This is a genomic window from Metabacillus niabensis (assembly GCF_020524345.1).
In the GTDB taxonomy this organism is placed as follows: domain Bacteria; phylum Bacillota; class Bacilli; order Bacillales; family Bacillaceae; genus Metabacillus; species Metabacillus niabensis_B.
This window is the reverse complement of the sequence record NZ_JAIVLH010000020.1, coordinates 14,615-29,945: the sequence shown is the minus strand read 5'-3', so window position 1 is coordinate 29,945 and position 15,331 is coordinate 14,615. Positions and strand designations below refer to the sequence as shown.

The following is a 15,331-nucleotide window of genomic DNA, read 5'->3' as shown; positions in this document are numbered from 1 at the left end:
CTCTCCCCCCTTAACTTTATTATTAATATATTCTACTATTCTTTTCATCTCATGAGAAACTTAGTTTATTTAACAAAAAAAAGGCGGGAACTTTAGTGTCCGCGCCTAACGTATATTATTCAAATAGATGATACTACTTTTCCAGCTTAAAGAAGTTCATTTTCCCTCTCATTTCATTAGTCATTTCACCTAAGCTTACAGCTGAAGCACTTACTTCTTCTATCGAAGCAGACATTTCTTCTGCTGATGCCGAAATTTCCTCCGCTGATGCAGCTACATCTTCTGCTATTGCTCCGGATTGATCCAATTCTTCAAGAATGATATCTTTTTCTTTCTGAATCTTTGTTGAGGTTTCTTCTGTTTCCTTTATTTTAGGAGATATACTCTCAACCGACTTAATGATTTCCTCAAATGAGGTAATTGTCGTATCTAACTGCTCTCTTTGTAATAGAAGTTCTTTATTTACATCTTCTGTTGATAAAACCATTTTACCGGTGTCTTGAGACACTCCTTTAATGATCAAATCAATTTTTTCAGAAGACTCCCTGCTTTTTTCTGCTAAGTTTCTTATTTCATTCGCAACAACAGCAAAACCTTTTCCTGATTCACCAGCTCTGGCTGCCTCAATAGCCGCATTTAAAGCTAATAAGTTTGTTTGGTCTGAGATTGAATTAATGATCTCTGTCATCTCATTAACATTGCGAATATTGATTTCCACTGACTTCACTCGTTCTATCAATTCCATAAATGTTTTATTTAGTGTCTCAAAAGATTTCATCATCATCGTCATTTCTTGGCTGCTCTCATTTGCCATCATTAAAATGGAGTTAGTTGAAGAATTAACTTCACTAATTGATTGATTCATAAAATCTAAGCTTGTTCCAAATTGATTAATTCTTGTGTTTACACTTTTTAACTTTTCATGTTGCTCTGCTGCCCCTTCCGCAACATTCGTTATAGCTGTTGCAACGTTTTCCGAAGTGGCACTCATTTGTTGAGAAAACGAAGAAAGATTTTGAGCATGGTCATCAATACTTAAAGCATTAGCCTGAAAGTTTTTAATAACATCTGTTAAGTTATTTTGCATAGAATGAAGAGATCTTCCAATATCCCCGAGTTCATCTTTTCTTGCCAAGTCTTTCTCTTCAAATTCATTTACCAAACCACCGTCAGCTACAACTTCTGCAATCCCGCTATATTTCTTAGCTGTTTTTCCCATGCGATTTGCAAACACAACAATAACTGCCGTGACAATTACAATTGAAACAAAACTTGATACAACAAAAATACTTAACAAGTCATATAGGTTATTAAATAAATTGGTTTCACTAACACTTATACCGATCTTCCAGTTTGTATTAGGAATAGTAGAGAAGTAGAAAAAGTACCTCTCATTGTCGATTGTATATTCTGTTTTTCCAACCTCATTCGCTAACATGTATTCAGACGCTTTTACCAAAGAAGAGTTATGATCGTCCAATATGTTTTCCGTTGTTAAACGATTTTCATCTACACCACCGAGAAGAATCCCATCACTCTGTACCAATAAGGCTTTTCCATCGTAATCAATTTTAGTTTCAGTAATTAACTTTTGGATACTGCTAATATCAACATCAACTGTAACAACACCCATTTGGTCACCATTTTGTTTCTTGAAAGGATATGCCGTAGTTACCATTGATACATTAGTAGACGGGTCAGTATATGCTGCCGTCCATCCTCCATCTGGTTTGGAACCAACTTCATACCACTCTGTTGTCCATATATCGAGATCTCCTGTAGTGTATGAGTTATCAAGAATTACCTCATTGCCATCTTTATAAGCAAATGGTGCATACTTTTCTTTTCCTTTATAGCCGGATGGTTCAAACCAAATTCCCATACCAAATGTTTCATCGTACATGGGAATATAGTTTTGTAATAAATCATTGTACTTATTTTCCGTTAACAAATCTGAATTGACTTCAATCGTTTTGGCCATGCTTCGTGCAATGCTATTTTCCCTTTCCAAAATCGTGTTAATTTCCTGAGCAGTTTCTCGAAGCTTTGTATTCATTGCATAATCTAATTGATTTGTAATGATTTGTTTTGAAAATGTATATCCAATTGACGATATGACTACTAAAGCAATGATAATGATAGGAACAATAAATGATATCAATGATGTTGTAATGCTCTTCTTTCGTTGCCTATTTTTCATATTTTCCCCCTACTTATAGTTATTTTTTAGATTTATATATAACTATTATCGTCAGGGGATAAACAATAATGAAGCGATCCTTCATAAAAAACTACAATTTTCGACATTTTTTTCATTTGGTAAATTTTGAAGATAACCTTTAAAGAAATGATGAACGAAAAAGACTTAGTGAAAATTTATATGGAAAAGGAAATAACCAAATAGATTAAGACTTTTTCCGCACTAATTCGTTTATAAGAAATATCTATTTATTTTTCGCTACATGTAAAAAAACACGAATGAATCATTTCTGTGACATTCTTCCATAATGATAGATATCCACTCCTAAAATCATATATGATGATATAAAATAAATTGTTTTATTAGAGCACCTTATTAAATAAATACGCCTCTAGAAAGGAGAGCATCTTCATATTGAAATTATTAACCGTTGAACATTTGGTTCAAAAATTTGCATTAAAAGTTCTTGCTGGTGAAGAACAACTCCAAATAGCTATAACACAACCTAGATCTCACCGTCCTGGTCTAGAGTTCGTTGGTCACTTTGATTTTTTTCCAACAGAACGAGTGCAAATACTAGGAAGCAAAGAGATTACCTATTTACATAAATTAAGCTTGAATGAGCGTCAATTTCGGATAGGGAATATTGTGAAATATCACCCGCCTTGTTTCATTGTTACGGCTGGTGAAGAAGGACTAACCTACTTAACACAATATTGTCTTGAAGAGGGAATCCCTCTATTATGTACGAATACACCACAGCCAACCTCAGAATTTATTACAAAACTTGATGCTTATATGGTTAAAGCATTAGCACCTGAGGCAGCAATCCATGGAGTTTGTATAAATGTCTATGGAATGGGGATTTTAATTCGGGGAAAATCCGGTGTTGGGAAAAGTGAAACAGCTCATACGTTAATTGGTCGCGGACATCGACTTGTTGCGGATGATATTGTCGTGTTAAAAAAACTTAGTCCGACTACCATTCTTGGCACCCATGACGAGAAAACGAAGGAATTTCTTTCACTCCGAAGTATTGGGCTTTTAAATGTTGTCCGATTATATGGAAGAAAGGCGTTTCAAGATGAAACAAGAATTGCGCTAGATATTGAATTGACTAAATGGCAAAAAGATACTCTCAATAATGAATTAGAGCAGGAATCGAAATTCACAGAATATATGGGGGTGAAAATTCCTCATATTGAAATTCAATTGCAGCCTGGACGTGATGTTGCAGGGTTAATTGAAGCAGCGGCTAATAATTGGCTTTTGAAACAGCAAGGATATAGTGCAGCAGAAGAATTTATTAAACGCCTGGAATCTGAGTTTTAATGTAAACTTACATCATCGCATTTTTCCAAGAGTCGCTGTCCTTGACCTAAAAAGTAAAGGATAGCGACTCTTTTGGCGCAGCCTCAAATACCACATCATTACTTACTTATAATAATCGTTAATTTATAGTTCGCATGCTGATTCAAATCTTCTAAAAATTGATTTAACACTTCATTAGATGGAAATTTACACTCAAGCAGGTAACAACCATCCCCACTAATTTTATAATTGTTTAAAACAAATGATTTCTGAGCTTTAATAAATGAAAGATATGAATCATGATGAGGACTTTTTGTATAAATATTGATCATCGCATGAATCAGGCAGCCTAATTTTGCCTGGTTCACTCTAATTGTATACCCCTCAATAACTCCATTATCCTCTAACTTCACTACTCTTGTGGCAGCTGCTTGGCCAGTCAAATGAACCTTCTCACCCAATTCCTTCATCGTGATCCGACTGTTCTTGGATAGTTCTTCAAGGATACGCATATCTGTGTGATCTAACATTTATTCAATTCCTTTCAATAATCAAGTTAAACATCCAAAAGACTTGATTTTATCTATGTAACTGATAACTGTTCTTCATATAAACTATATCTAATTCAAAGAAAAGGAGCAAAAAAAATGAAGATACAACAAATTCGCAATGCGACAATCGTTGTTCAATATGCAGGAAAGAAATTTTTAGTTGATCCATTTTTAGCAGAGAAAGGGACTTATCCTCCTTTCCCAAATTCATTAAGACAAGATCAACAAAATCCATTAGTCAATTTACCAGTTTCCATTGACGAACTTACGCATGAAGTAGATGCTGTTATTGTCACACATCTTCATTTAGATCATTACGATGATACAGCGAAAAATGTCATACCGAAACACCTAACAGTGTTTGTGCAGAATGAAGAAGATGCTGCAGTAGTTAAAAGTGATGGCTTTCAACATGTTGAAGTTTTAACAGAAGACACGACTCTTGAAGGGATTCAGATAATCAAAACGAAAGGTGAGCATGGCAGAGGAGACATTTTAAAAATGGCCGGAGACGTTTGTGGTGTTGTTTTTAAGCACCCATCTGAAAAAACATTATATCTTGCAGGTGATACGGTTTGGTATGAAGGAACACAGGAAGTGATCAATACTCATAATCCTGACATTATAGTTGTAAACGGTGGAGATAACCAATTCCTAGAAGGCGGATCTTTAGTTATGGGGAAAGAAGATATCTTTGAAGTGTATAAAGCTGCCCCTAACGCAACGATTGTTTCTGTCCATATGGAGGCCGTTAATCATTGGACATTATCCAGAAAAGAATTAAAAAGCTTTGTTCAGGAAAAAGAAATCTCATCTCAGGTACTCGTTCCTGATGACGGTGAATCTTATACATTTTAACAGCTCTTAAAACCTATTTTTCAAAAAATCTTTTTCATTTTCAATTTTGACCATTAACAGTAATATATTGGTAAGGGCTCTTGAATGTATTGTTCATCTCATGAGCTCTTTCTAATTAGGATGAAGCATTTTAAGGAGGTGCAAAGAATGAAAAATGAAACACAACAGCATCCAAGTTGGGTGCAGGAATACATTGATTCACCTGAGAAACAACAAATGCTTTACAAAAAAACATTAAAAATCGTGATCTTGTCACAAATTTTTGGTGGAGCAGGGCTTGCTGCAGGGATAACAGTTGGTGCCCTTCTAGCCCAGGATATGCTTGGGACAGAAAGTGCAGCAGGCCTTCCGGTTGCATTGCTCACATTAGGATCTGCAGGGGCTGCATTGCTAGTTGGCCGACTTTCACAGCGTTTTGGACGAAGAATAGGACTTGCAGCAGGTTTTTTAGCTGGTGGTCTTGGAGCCATTGGTATTATCACAGCTTCATTACTTAACAGTATTTTGCTATTATTTTTATCTCTTCTTATCTATGGAGCAGGTACTGCTACAAATCTATTAGCAAGATATGCAGGTACAGACTTAGCAACTCCTAAACAAAGGGCCACTGCTGTGAGCATGGCGATGGTCTCAACTACTTTTGGTGCTGTAGCAGGTCCGAACCTTGTTGATGTAATGGGTAATTTTGCACAATCAATTGGTATTCCTCCATTAGCAGGTCCCTTTATCTTAGCTGCTGCTGCCTTTCTTCTCGCCGGTTCCGTTCTCTTCATTTTTCTTCGTCCGGATCCATTAATTGTATCGACAGCTGTTGCCAAGGCACAGGAAAAAACGGATCTTGTACAGAAAAAGCAAACTTTAGATAACCCGAACAAAAATAAAAGCGGGATCGTCGTTGGTGCAACCATTATGGTATTAACGCAGCTCGTGATGGTGGCAATTATGACCATGACACCTATCCATATGGAACACTATGGTCACGGGCTCAGAGCAGTAGGGTTAGTCATCGGATTCCATATTGGTGCTATGTATCTACCTTCACTCTTTACCGGAGTATTAGTAGATAAAGTGGGACGTACGGCTATGGCGATTGCTTCCGGTGCCACCCTATTATTCTCAGGCTTGGTTGCTGCTTTTGCTCCTGGCCATTCAATGGGACTGCTTATTTTTGCTCTCATTTTACTTGGGGTTGGTTGGAACTTAGGTTTAATAAGTGGAACAGCCCTTATCGTTGATGCCACACATCCAACTACCCGTGCCAAAACACAAGGATCTGTTGATGTGTTAGTTGCATTATCAGGGGCCTCCGGCAGTGCGTTATCAGGAATGGTTGTCGCACATTCCAGTTATGCCGCGCTATCTCTTTCCGGAGCTGTCCTCTCACTTTTACTTATACCTGTAGTTGCTTGGTCACATGCGATTCAAAGGAAAGAAAAGGTCAACTTGTTAAGCTAACGTATAAAGACAAGATCTTTTTTAAAAGAAGAATCTTGTTTTTTTTCTACTTTTATACGCTTACTACCTTAGTGGACTTAACATACTTAACAAATAAAAAGCGAACCAGCGGTCCCATAATAATGATTTGTAGAGGCAATGCCATCATAAAGTTCTTTCCGAATACAGATAAATAATCTGACAAAATGGAACTTGTAGTCAATCCGTTGTGAATATACGATGTAACAAGACCATAAATAGACATAAAGAATGCCATCCCTATCACCATACATATAGAAATTGATAGAATTGTATAAACTTTATTATTTGTCTTAGCCGTTAATTTCAAAGCAATTTTTTTGGCATTAGGCCCAACGATAAACAAATCAAGTATGAATGCAATAACAAATCCAATAAGAAAATCAGAAATGCCCTCTATAAGTGTGAGTTCCCCAATCATTCCATTCAGATAAAAATTATAGATCGTCATAAAGAATACCATTCCAAAACACATCATAAAACCAAATTGAATACTTTCCTTCTTTGTTGTTGGCAATTTTTGTTCCTCCTTTTTCATACCTCTGTATTATAGAGAGTATAAAAATCCCTCGTAAGTGAACATTTTGTGAACCTTGTTTTCAGGGTGGAGGAACAACCAACTCTTAACCTCTAATGCGTAAAGTGACAATATAGTTGTTTCATTTTTGATATTAGATACTTCAATGTTTCTTAAAAATATAACAATGAAGTCGTTTAAAAATCTAATTTTTCTTCTACAAACGCGCAGCTGCAACGAAGTGACCAAAAGTTCAGAATAAAAGTCCTTATGTATACCATTCGTTTTTCTTATCATTTGGCGTTGTTAGCAAGTGATTTGTCGCAGTTTGCTAGTTACAAGGCATTATTGGAGAGGTACTATTAAACTGTGCCCTTTAGCAAAGAAGGACAAAAATTACGCTTAAAACTACTAATGTAAATAGATAAAGGAGGTCCATATACATGACGTTCTATACCTCTGATCGTATTAAAATTCCGGCAGGATTTTGGACAGGATTACGTCAATTGGGGATAGTCGCCCACGACGTGGTTCGAAAAGCACAATTGCCAATCACCATTATTTCTGATCCTGTTGTCACCACAGCTCAATATTTCGCGATCTGGCAGGCTTATTCCGATCTCATTGATGACACTGCCAAAGGAATCATCAAGCTTGCGACATCCTTTGAAACAGATCATTTCCCCCCGACTGTCTTGGCAACTTACCATGCTCGTGACTACCGTGATGCTTTAAAACGAATGGCCAGGTACAAACAACTGTGCCCTCCTGAAAGCATACATATCACAGAGGAAGGTGAACACTGCACTATTGAAATAAAATCATTGCATAGTGAACAACCCGGTCTGCCCATTCTAATTGGAATTACGTTGGCATTTCTACTCGAGCTGGGACGCCGGGGCACAGGTCAACCTTTGACAGCAAAGTTCGTCGAATTGTCTACCCATTCAATTGGCGACCTGCAGATACTTGAAGATTACTTTGGCTGCCGAATTCAGCTCGGTACAAATTGTAACAGGTTGACTCTACATCGAGCAGATCTGGATCGTCCCTTTGTCTCGTACAATGCAGAATTGCTGGAGATCCTAACTCCCGTACTGGAACAGTCGTTAAATGAGCAGGTACGCAGCCCCTCAATTACTGAGACAGTCAAGTGGATCATGAAACGTAGTCTAACAGGAGGTCGCCCTGACATTCAGACTATTGCCAGCGAGTTAGGGATAAGCGATCGTACCTTGCAGCGGCGGCTTACTGAAGAAGGCACGAGCTTCAAGCATTTATTAACAAAAGTTCGACATGAGCAGGCAAGAGAGTACCTTGCAGATCCGTCACTTGATATTAAAGAGGTTGCCTTTTTGATTGGATATGAAGACCAAAACTCATTCTACCGCGCCTTTCACCTTTGGGAAGGTGCTACCCCTTTAAAATGGCGTACTGAACATCTCGGTTTAAACTAGATTAATTGACTAGCTTACTTTATGAACTGTATGAACAGACGGATCACTTAATAATAACTACAAAATAAAAGGATTTTTTTAAAACTAAAAGGAGCAATGTATGATGAACATGGATTTGAAAAATAAAACAGCTTTAGTCACTGGATCAACAAGAGGGATCGGTAAAGCAATTGCCATTGAACTTGCAAAAGAAGGTGTTCATGTACTAATTAATGGACGAAATGACGAAGAGGTGGAACGAACCGTAAAAGAAATGAAGTTAGAGTTCCCTGATACCTTCCCTCAAAATGCTACTGCCGATATTGTAGATACTCAACAAAGGGAAGCATTATTTAAACAACATCCCCAAATTGATATTTTAGTTAACAATATGGGGATTTATGAAATGATGAAATATGAGGACGTCGACGATGAAGTATGGGAAAAGTATATCCGTACGAATGTTCTTGCCGCAAATGGATTATCTAAATTTTACTTACCTAAAATGATAAAAAATAATTTTGGTCGAGTTATCTTTATTGCGAGTGAAGAAGCCGTTATGCCTTCTGGACAAATGCCTCAATATTGTATGACAAAATCAATGCTATTATCATTGTCAAAAAGCCTATCTAAATTAACAATAGGAAAAGAAGTGACTGTCAATACGATCATGCCGGGACCAACACTCTCCGAGAATGTGCATCAAATAATTGAGGGGATGTACCCTAATGAAGGTATGACTTTTTTAGAAAAAGAGAAAGAATTTATGATTACAAATCTACCTCAGTCTGAAATCCAACGATTTATCAGGCCAACGGAGATAGGTAGATTAACTACCTTTATATGTAGCCCTTACGCTTCAGCTTTTAAAGGTTCTCCGATCCGTGTGGATGGAGGCATGGTACCGACTATTTTCTAGTACTTTTTCTCTTACTCATCTCTCAAGGTGAGTAAGAATTCTTTCAAGAAACAAACCTTCGTCAAAAATGAGAAGCGTGCACTTCTTTTTCTGCTAAGCTCTGTTTGCTGAAGGTCACTCTTTTACTATATTTAGTTACACCCAGCCATTTTACACCATAAACCCTCCCTAATATCTACTATCTAAAATTTCATAAGCAATATAAAAGATGAGTTAATTCCTGATAGGAATCAATTATTATTAAATTAATTATTAGATTGAAATTCATCTGACATGATAATCTAAATGTATCAACTTTTGGGGGATGGTATAAATGACTGATTGGAATGCGACACTTTATGATAACAAGCACAAGTTTGTTTCAAATTTCGGTGAGGACCTTGTTTCCTTCTTAAATCCACAAAAGGGAGAACATGTTTTAGACGTTGGTTGTGGTACAGGAGATTTAGCTTATGATATTTCAAAAAAAGGTGCTACGGTTACTGGTATTGATGCTGCACTGTCTATGATTGAAGTTGCAAAAGAAAAGTACCCTGATATCCACTTTAACGTTCAAAATGGCGAGAATTTTTCTTTTGACCCTCAATTTCATGGAGTGTTCTCAAATGCTGCCATTCACTGGATGAAAAATCAGCAAAAGGTAATTCAAAATTGTTATGATGTTCTTCTTCCTGGTGGCCGTTTCGTCGCCGAATTAGGTGGAGCAAATAATATACAATCTATTGTGGATGCCATAAAGGAAGCATCGGAACGCTTATCAATTTTGTATGATGCCACTTTATTTCCATGGGTTTTTCCAACAAAAAAAGAAATGGCAGAGCATCTTATCAACGCTGGTTTTAATATAATAACAATCGAGCATTATGAACGACCAACACCTTTAGTTGGAGAAGATGGTATTCGAAACTGGCTTGAAATGTTCAGTAACAATATGTTCAAGAATCTTACAAATGAAGAAAAAGAAGCAATCCATAGTGAATGTGAATGTATTTTACGTCCTCAACTTTATAAAGAAAATGGTTGGGTTGCTGATTATTGGCGTATTCGTTTCATTGCACAAAAACCTTAATACAAAGCAGCTTAGATATTCCAAAGATCTAAGCTGCTTTTCACTTTTGATATACAGTGATACATGCTTTTATAAATCGATCAAATATAGGATGGGTGTATTTAGTATAAACGAATGTGGCAGAGAGAATGTCATCGTCTATTTTAGGAATTTGCGCAAAAAGTTCACTTTTTTCTATTTCTGTTTGGACAACGCTTTTGGGTAAGAACGCAATACCCATCCCCTGTTTAATAAACGTTTTAATTACTTCTGTTTGGTTCAGTCTTTCTATTCGGCAATCCCTAGGTAAATGACTTTCAATTTGCTCCCAATAAGGAGAAAAAGCATGTGTATATATCGGAAATTTTTTTATTAATAAGTGAAAATCCTTTGCAACGAATGGTTGAGGACCTACAATCATAACAGGTTCATTTGCAATCATCGTTGTTAGTAGCTCTCTAGTGGAAGGAACTTTCGATAGCCCAATATCAATTTGTTGACGGAAAACAGCCTCACCTATCTCATTTGATGGTAAAATGTCAATTTGAACGATTATATCTGGTTGAAACTTTTTAAAATGCTGAATGATAAAAGGAAGCGTGGAATTCGCAATTTGTGGAGCTACCCCTAAAGAAATTTTTTGAAAATAGCCAGCTTGAAATGCTTTCATCTCCAGGACTATTTGTTCTTCAAACTCTACTAACTGAATTGCTCGTGGTAAAAAATAATGGCCATTTGCATTTAAATTCACCCGTTTATGAACCCTATCAAACAATTGAATACTCAATACTTTTTCAAGTTTTTGAATTTGTTTTGTAACAGCTGATTGCGTCATCATTAATTCTTCTGCAACTTCACGAAAGTTTTCTTTTTTCGCAGCAAATATGAATGTTTTTAGTAATTCTATTTCCACATCTTTTTCCGCCTTTTTAAAAATTCACAAACTAATCCAGATTAGATCGTATATATCTTAATTATTGAATAAGTTTATTCCAAGATCCGGCCTGGTACATAATTTTCTCTGTATATTTTAACATAAGTATCCAATTTACTTGTTGGATGGTATTCAAGGAATTGTCCTAAAACGGTAAAGGAGCGCAATTCCTCTGGAATAGCGCTCTTTTCTGGAACAACTTTATTGACATTAAAGATCTAATTCTTGATTTTTAATTTTGTTTTCCATTGTGGCTCTTAATTCTTCAAATCGTTCTCTTACCCCTTTTTCTATAGATTTTTATGAAGTGAATGAAAGTAACTAATCATTTGTACAACTGGCAATAACAACAGAATAATGATTGGATAGTATGGAATATTCTCTTGAATTAACGGATAAAAAAGCAGTAATCCCGCTGCGATCGGTGCTGTGTACCACATAGCAATATAAGAACTTCTACATGCCTTTGCTGTGATCATTTGTTCCCTCTCATCCGCTTCTTCAAGTTCTGGTGGAAGCATAAAAGCTTTCCACATGCTTTTGTGCTTCTTCTTTCCTTTTGCGATAAAATAGGTTGAAATTGGGATGCAAATCATAATAAATAGTAATAACGGTAAAATATTCACAGAAATTTCCCATGGTGGTTCTGGATCTTTTATAATGTCTGCAAATTGCATTTGTGCCTCATAAAACATCACAAGCGCCCACCCAAATAAAATGATCGTCACACTATTTAATATTGCTGGTTGAAAAATTTTCTTCATTTTTCTCCACTCCTTCCATTAAGCCAGAAAACATCTTCCATCTTTGATTTAAATACTTCACAAACCTTTAAGGCTAATAAAAGTGACGGTGTGTAATCCCCTTTTTCAATTGCAGCGATTGTTTGACGAGAGACCCCTACAAGTTCAGCTAACATTGCTTGCGTTAGATCAAACCTTGCTCGTAGCTCTTTCACACGATTTTGAAGTTCCATTTAGTCACCTTCCAATATTAACTATATTTATATTGTAAAGTATATTTAACATAATGTAAAGTCAAATTAACATATTAACTGTAAAAAAACAGTACATTTTATGTAGAATTGTACCGTTCCATTAATTTAAACTCTCAAAATTTCACTAGGAGTTACTTCACTACCTGGCCCTTAACATAAAGAAAAAGCACAATTCTTTTACTGTAGTATTGCGCCTTATAGCAGAAGACTTGATTTTTAAGATAATCTTAAAAGACTTTAATAAATGGTCTTCACTATTGCCCAGATTGTTGAATAAAAAAATCAATTAAATAAGGTAAAAAAGATAGTTAAAAGCTTTGAGTTCAATTTCTGGAAGTGCTAAGAGATAAATAGTCTGTCTGTGAAATAACATCTATTTCTTGGCCATCTTTTTCGTAAACGGTTAAACTACCTTCTTGCTCTTTTTTATCCCACCCCCATAGCCTAATGATTGCTCGGTACCTTAAAGGCAGACCATTTTCTTCTGAAGCTGCTCCCCAGTTATAAGCTTCTAGATTACATTTATAAGTTGTCATTTCAGCAGTTTTGGGAACTGGAAACCCCTCAAATTCTTCTGATTCCTCATATAAAAAAAGAATTAGTAAGGGAATGACAATTAATAAAGCAGTACATGCAATTAACCCACTTACTATCTTTTTATTAATTTTGATCATCCTTCCTCTTTGTTTTTAACGAATTCAAAAATCACACCAAAATCTTCTTCATTTCTTCCTCCGTTAAACTGTCATACTGTATATTACCAATTGTTTCAAGACAAGTGATCCAGTTCAACAATTTTTAACAAGATAGGCGCCCTATTGCTGAAGAGTAAATAAAGGAAAATCTATCGTTAACTACTTTGAATATGATGTATTTTCACTTCATTCACCTTTTTATGATTATCTTTCCTCCAATAGTTTTTACTTCTCCATGCATATGATTTTAGCAGCAGAAACGCGGAAGTTAACGTTATTCGCAAAAGTTGTCTCATCAATATTCCACTTTAATTGGATCTCTTCAAAAATAAGGATATCTATGGAGCTCCACCGTTTGAAAGTTAATCAGATAACGATTTTTTTGTCATTCATGCCTATTAGTAAAATAGTTTTGTTTGAAGAATTTCTAATGCATGGTCAATATCATCTAAATCTTTATTCGAAGCATTTTTTATTCGATTCAGGAAACGAGTTTCTATGCATGCAAATGCTTCTTTCATCATCTTTTCCCCCTCTTTCGAGAGACGAATGTATTGTTTTCGCCGATCTTCCTCATCACTAAATTTTTCGATTAAATTTTTTTCACTTAACTTTTTCAACTCACGACTCGTGTTCGGCATTGATATATGCTGACAGTCACTAATTTCACTAGGAGTAACAGGCTGACTAACTGTTATATACTCAAGAATGTTGTATTGAACTGGTGTGATAGAATCCGACTTGACATTTACTGTTAATTCGTGTGTCACACGATGAGCAGAAGTTGCAAATGATACCCACTTCTCAAAAAGAGCTTTTTTGTCCATAACTTTCACCTCTTACTGAGAAGATAACAAGAACATTATCTAAAAACAATTATCAATTGACAACTAAATACAGTAGATGCTACATTATTATTATCAAATGATAAGCAACGGGGGGATGAATGATGAAAATTTTAGTTATTTATACGTATCCCAATCACACAAGTTTATGTTACGCCTTTTTGGAAAAGGTCATCGAAGGAGGTAATGAGAATCCTAACATAAAGGCGTTAAAGGTGTTAGATTTATATGATGAGAGTTTTAATCCTCTCCTAGTTTTTAATGAGCATAAACGAAGGCGAGATATGCACCTTGATCCTAGCCTTAACAAATATAGAGAGCAAATTACTTGGGCAGACAAGATTGTTTTTATCTATCCAATCTGGTGGGGAAGGCCCCCGGCAATGCTTATGGGCTACATTGATCAATTATTTGCATCAAATTTTGCATACAGGGATAAAAAGGGGCTACTACCTGAAGGCCTTTTAAAAGGAAAGTCTGTTGTATGTGTGTCGACCATGAAGGGACCTGCAAATTATCCATTTTTCTGGTTGAATAATGCCCATAAAATATTGATGAAAAGAGCTTTATTTAATTTTGTCGGTATCAAAAAAGTGAAGTTTTTTGAATTCGGTAATATGGAAAGCCCTAAAGGAAAACAAATAAAAAAATTAGAAAAAGTTTACTGTTATTTTAAAAACGTAAAACGCTAATAAGTTTATTTTTGCTGATTGTATTTATATACAATACGGAAGAGGTTACTACTGCTTTTTGGCATAATCCTCTCCTCACAAATATTGGTATATTTTAGTAGGAATTAGTTGGAATTGTCAGGTTTCCCACTTAAATTATCCTACCACTCACAATCTTTGATTAAGAATATGTTTTTCTGGACTCTTCGTTCCGAAACCTCTATACTAATTTATATGAATGGGGGTGTTGTAAATTGGGTAGAAGGATTAGTTTTGACAAAGAACATGCTTTGAATAAAGCTATGTATTTATTCTGGGAGAAAGGGTATGACGCTACATATATCTCAGATCTTATTGAAACGATGGGAATAAGTCGATCTACTCTCTACGATAGTTTTGGAGATAAGGATGAACTATTTAAACTGGTTTTAGAACATTATAAAAACTATGGCTATCGAAGAAGAAATTTACTTCTTAGTGGTATAAACACTAAAGATTCACTTACATCCTTTTTTTATCAACAAATTGAAAAATGCTATTCAGATGACAATCCCAAAAGTTGTATTATCACTAATTCTTCACTGCTTATTGGACATATTGATCCTTCCATAGAAGAAATACTTATAAATGATTTTAATGAACTTGAGAAAGTATTTAAGCAAGTCATTGAAGAAGGAAAAAAGAAAGGAGAAATTTCACAAGAGGTTACCTCTGAATTAGCTGCATATTCTTTATTAAGTTTAAATCACAGCATTAATTTAATGTCCAGATACAAAAAAGAGAAAAATCTAGCCTATCATCTAGTGGATAAGACTATTGCAGACCTATAGTCTTTCTTTTTTTAGCATAATGGAACGATCGTACCAAAATAAAAAT

At 35.5% G+C, this 15,331-nt stretch carries 16 protein-coding genes; 8 read left to right on the top strand and 8 right to left on the bottom strand.

Features of this window, described 5'->3' with window-relative positions:
* Positions 1 to 133: 133 nt before the first annotated feature.
* Positions 134 to 2,200, bottom strand: a complete 2,067-nt coding sequence (locus LC095_RS19935) for a methyl-accepting chemotaxis protein (protein WP_226529832.1) — start codon at positions 2,198 to 2,200, stop codon at positions 134 to 136.
* Positions 2,201 to 2,614: 414 nt separating this feature from the next.
* On the opposite strand from LC095_RS19935, the gene hprK reads away from it, so the two are divergent.
* Positions 2,615 to 3,532: an HPr(Ser) kinase/phosphatase gene (gene hprK / locus LC095_RS19930; RefSeq protein WP_226529831.1), complete on the top strand. Its 918-nt coding sequence runs from the start codon at positions 2,615 to 2,617 to the stop codon at positions 3,530 to 3,532.
* Between the two features lie 98 nt (positions 3,533 to 3,630).
* Here the strand turns inward: hprK and LC095_RS19925 are convergent, their stop codons facing one another.
* A complete protein-coding gene (locus tag LC095_RS19925; protein WP_226529830.1) occupies positions 3,631 to 4,041 on the bottom strand; it encodes an Lrp/AsnC family transcriptional regulator in 411 nt (136 codons plus the stop codon).
* 117 nt (positions 4,042 to 4,158) lie between these two features.
* Here LC095_RS19925 and LC095_RS19920 point away from each other — a divergent pair, with 117 nt between their 5' ends.
* Positions 4,159 to 4,920: an MBL fold metallo-hydrolase gene (locus LC095_RS19920; RefSeq protein WP_226529829.1), complete on the top strand. Its 762-nt coding sequence runs from the start codon at positions 4,159 to 4,161 to the stop codon at positions 4,918 to 4,920.
* Positions 4,921 to 5,067: 147 nt separating this feature from the next.
* Positions 5,068 to 6,375 (top strand): MFS transporter, encoded by a 1,308-nt coding sequence (locus LC095_RS19915; RefSeq protein WP_226529828.1) that lies wholly within the window; start codon positions 5,068 to 5,070, stop codon positions 6,373 to 6,375.
* Positions 6,376 to 6,427: 52 nt separating this feature from the next.
* Here LC095_RS19915 and LC095_RS19910 read toward each other — a convergent pair whose 3' ends face one another.
* Entirely contained in the window at positions 6,428 to 6,910 is a 483-nt protein-coding gene (locus LC095_RS19910) for a DUF2798 domain-containing protein (RefSeq protein ID WP_226529827.1), read from the bottom strand.
* Between the two features lie 443 nt (positions 6,911 to 7,353).
* On the opposite strand from LC095_RS19910, the gene LC095_RS19905 reads away from it, so the two are divergent.
* The 3 genes from LC095_RS19905 to LC095_RS19895 all read left to right on the top strand — a co-directional run bounded on the left by LC095_RS19905 (position 7,354) and on the right by LC095_RS19895 (position 10,334).
* Positions 7,354 to 8,367 (top strand): AraC family transcriptional regulator, encoded by a 1,014-nt coding sequence (locus LC095_RS19905; RefSeq protein WP_226529826.1) that lies wholly within the window; start codon positions 7,354 to 7,356, stop codon positions 8,365 to 8,367.
* Positions 8,368 to 8,470: 103 nt separating this feature from the next.
* Positions 8,471 to 9,265, top strand: a complete 795-nt coding sequence (locus LC095_RS19900; RefSeq protein ID WP_226529825.1) for an SDR family NAD(P)-dependent oxidoreductase — start codon at positions 8,471 to 8,473, stop codon at positions 9,263 to 9,265.
* Positions 9,266 to 9,578: 313 nt separating this feature from the next.
* On the top strand, positions 9,579 to 10,334 hold the full coding sequence (locus LC095_RS19895; protein WP_226529824.1) for a class I SAM-dependent methyltransferase: 756 nt from the start codon (positions 9,579 to 9,581) through the stop codon (positions 10,332 to 10,334).
* Between the two features lie 40 nt (positions 10,335 to 10,374).
* On the opposite strand, the gene LC095_RS19890 is transcribed toward LC095_RS19895, so the two are convergent.
* The 5 genes from LC095_RS19890 to LC095_RS19870 form a co-directional block, all read right to left on the bottom strand.
* Positions 10,375 to 11,226 carry a LysR family transcriptional regulator gene (locus LC095_RS19890; RefSeq protein WP_226529823.1) on the bottom strand — a complete coding sequence of 284 codons (852 nt, stop codon included), beginning with the start codon at positions 11,224 to 11,226 and terminating at the stop codon, positions 10,375 to 10,377.
* A gap of 311 nt (positions 11,227 to 11,537) precedes the next feature.
* Entirely contained in the window at positions 11,538 to 12,011 is a 474-nt protein-coding gene (locus LC095_RS19885) for a hypothetical protein (RefSeq protein ID WP_226529822.1), read from the bottom strand.
* Positions 12,008 to 12,223 (bottom strand): helix-turn-helix transcriptional regulator, encoded by a 216-nt coding sequence (locus LC095_RS19880; RefSeq protein ID WP_226529821.1) that lies wholly within the window; start codon positions 12,221 to 12,223, stop codon positions 12,008 to 12,010. Before LC095_RS19880 ends, LC095_RS19885 begins: the two co-directional genes overlap by 4 nt.
* Positions 12,224 to 12,567: 344 nt before the next feature.
* The gene (locus LC095_RS19875) at positions 12,568 to 12,918 is read right to left on the bottom strand and encodes a hypothetical protein (RefSeq protein ID WP_226529820.1); all 351 of its coding nucleotides are present in this window, start codon (positions 12,916 to 12,918) and stop codon (positions 12,568 to 12,570) included.
* A 419-nt stretch (positions 12,919 to 13,337) separates the two neighbouring features.
* A complete protein-coding gene (locus LC095_RS19870; RefSeq protein WP_226529819.1) occupies positions 13,338 to 13,766 on the bottom strand; it encodes a MarR family winged helix-turn-helix transcriptional regulator in 429 nt (142 codons plus the stop codon).
* Between the two features lie 122 nt (positions 13,767 to 13,888).
* Here LC095_RS19870 and LC095_RS19865 point away from each other — a divergent pair, with 122 nt between their 5' ends.
* Positions 13,889 to 14,476 (top strand): NAD(P)H-dependent oxidoreductase, encoded by a 588-nt coding sequence (locus LC095_RS19865; protein WP_226529818.1) that lies wholly within the window; start codon positions 13,889 to 13,891, stop codon positions 14,474 to 14,476.
* A gap of 233 nt (positions 14,477 to 14,709) precedes the next feature.
* Entirely contained in the window at positions 14,710 to 15,285 is a 576-nt protein-coding gene (locus LC095_RS19860) for a TetR/AcrR family transcriptional regulator (RefSeq protein WP_226529817.1), read from the top strand.
* Positions 15,286 to 15,331 lie beyond the last annotated feature (46 nt).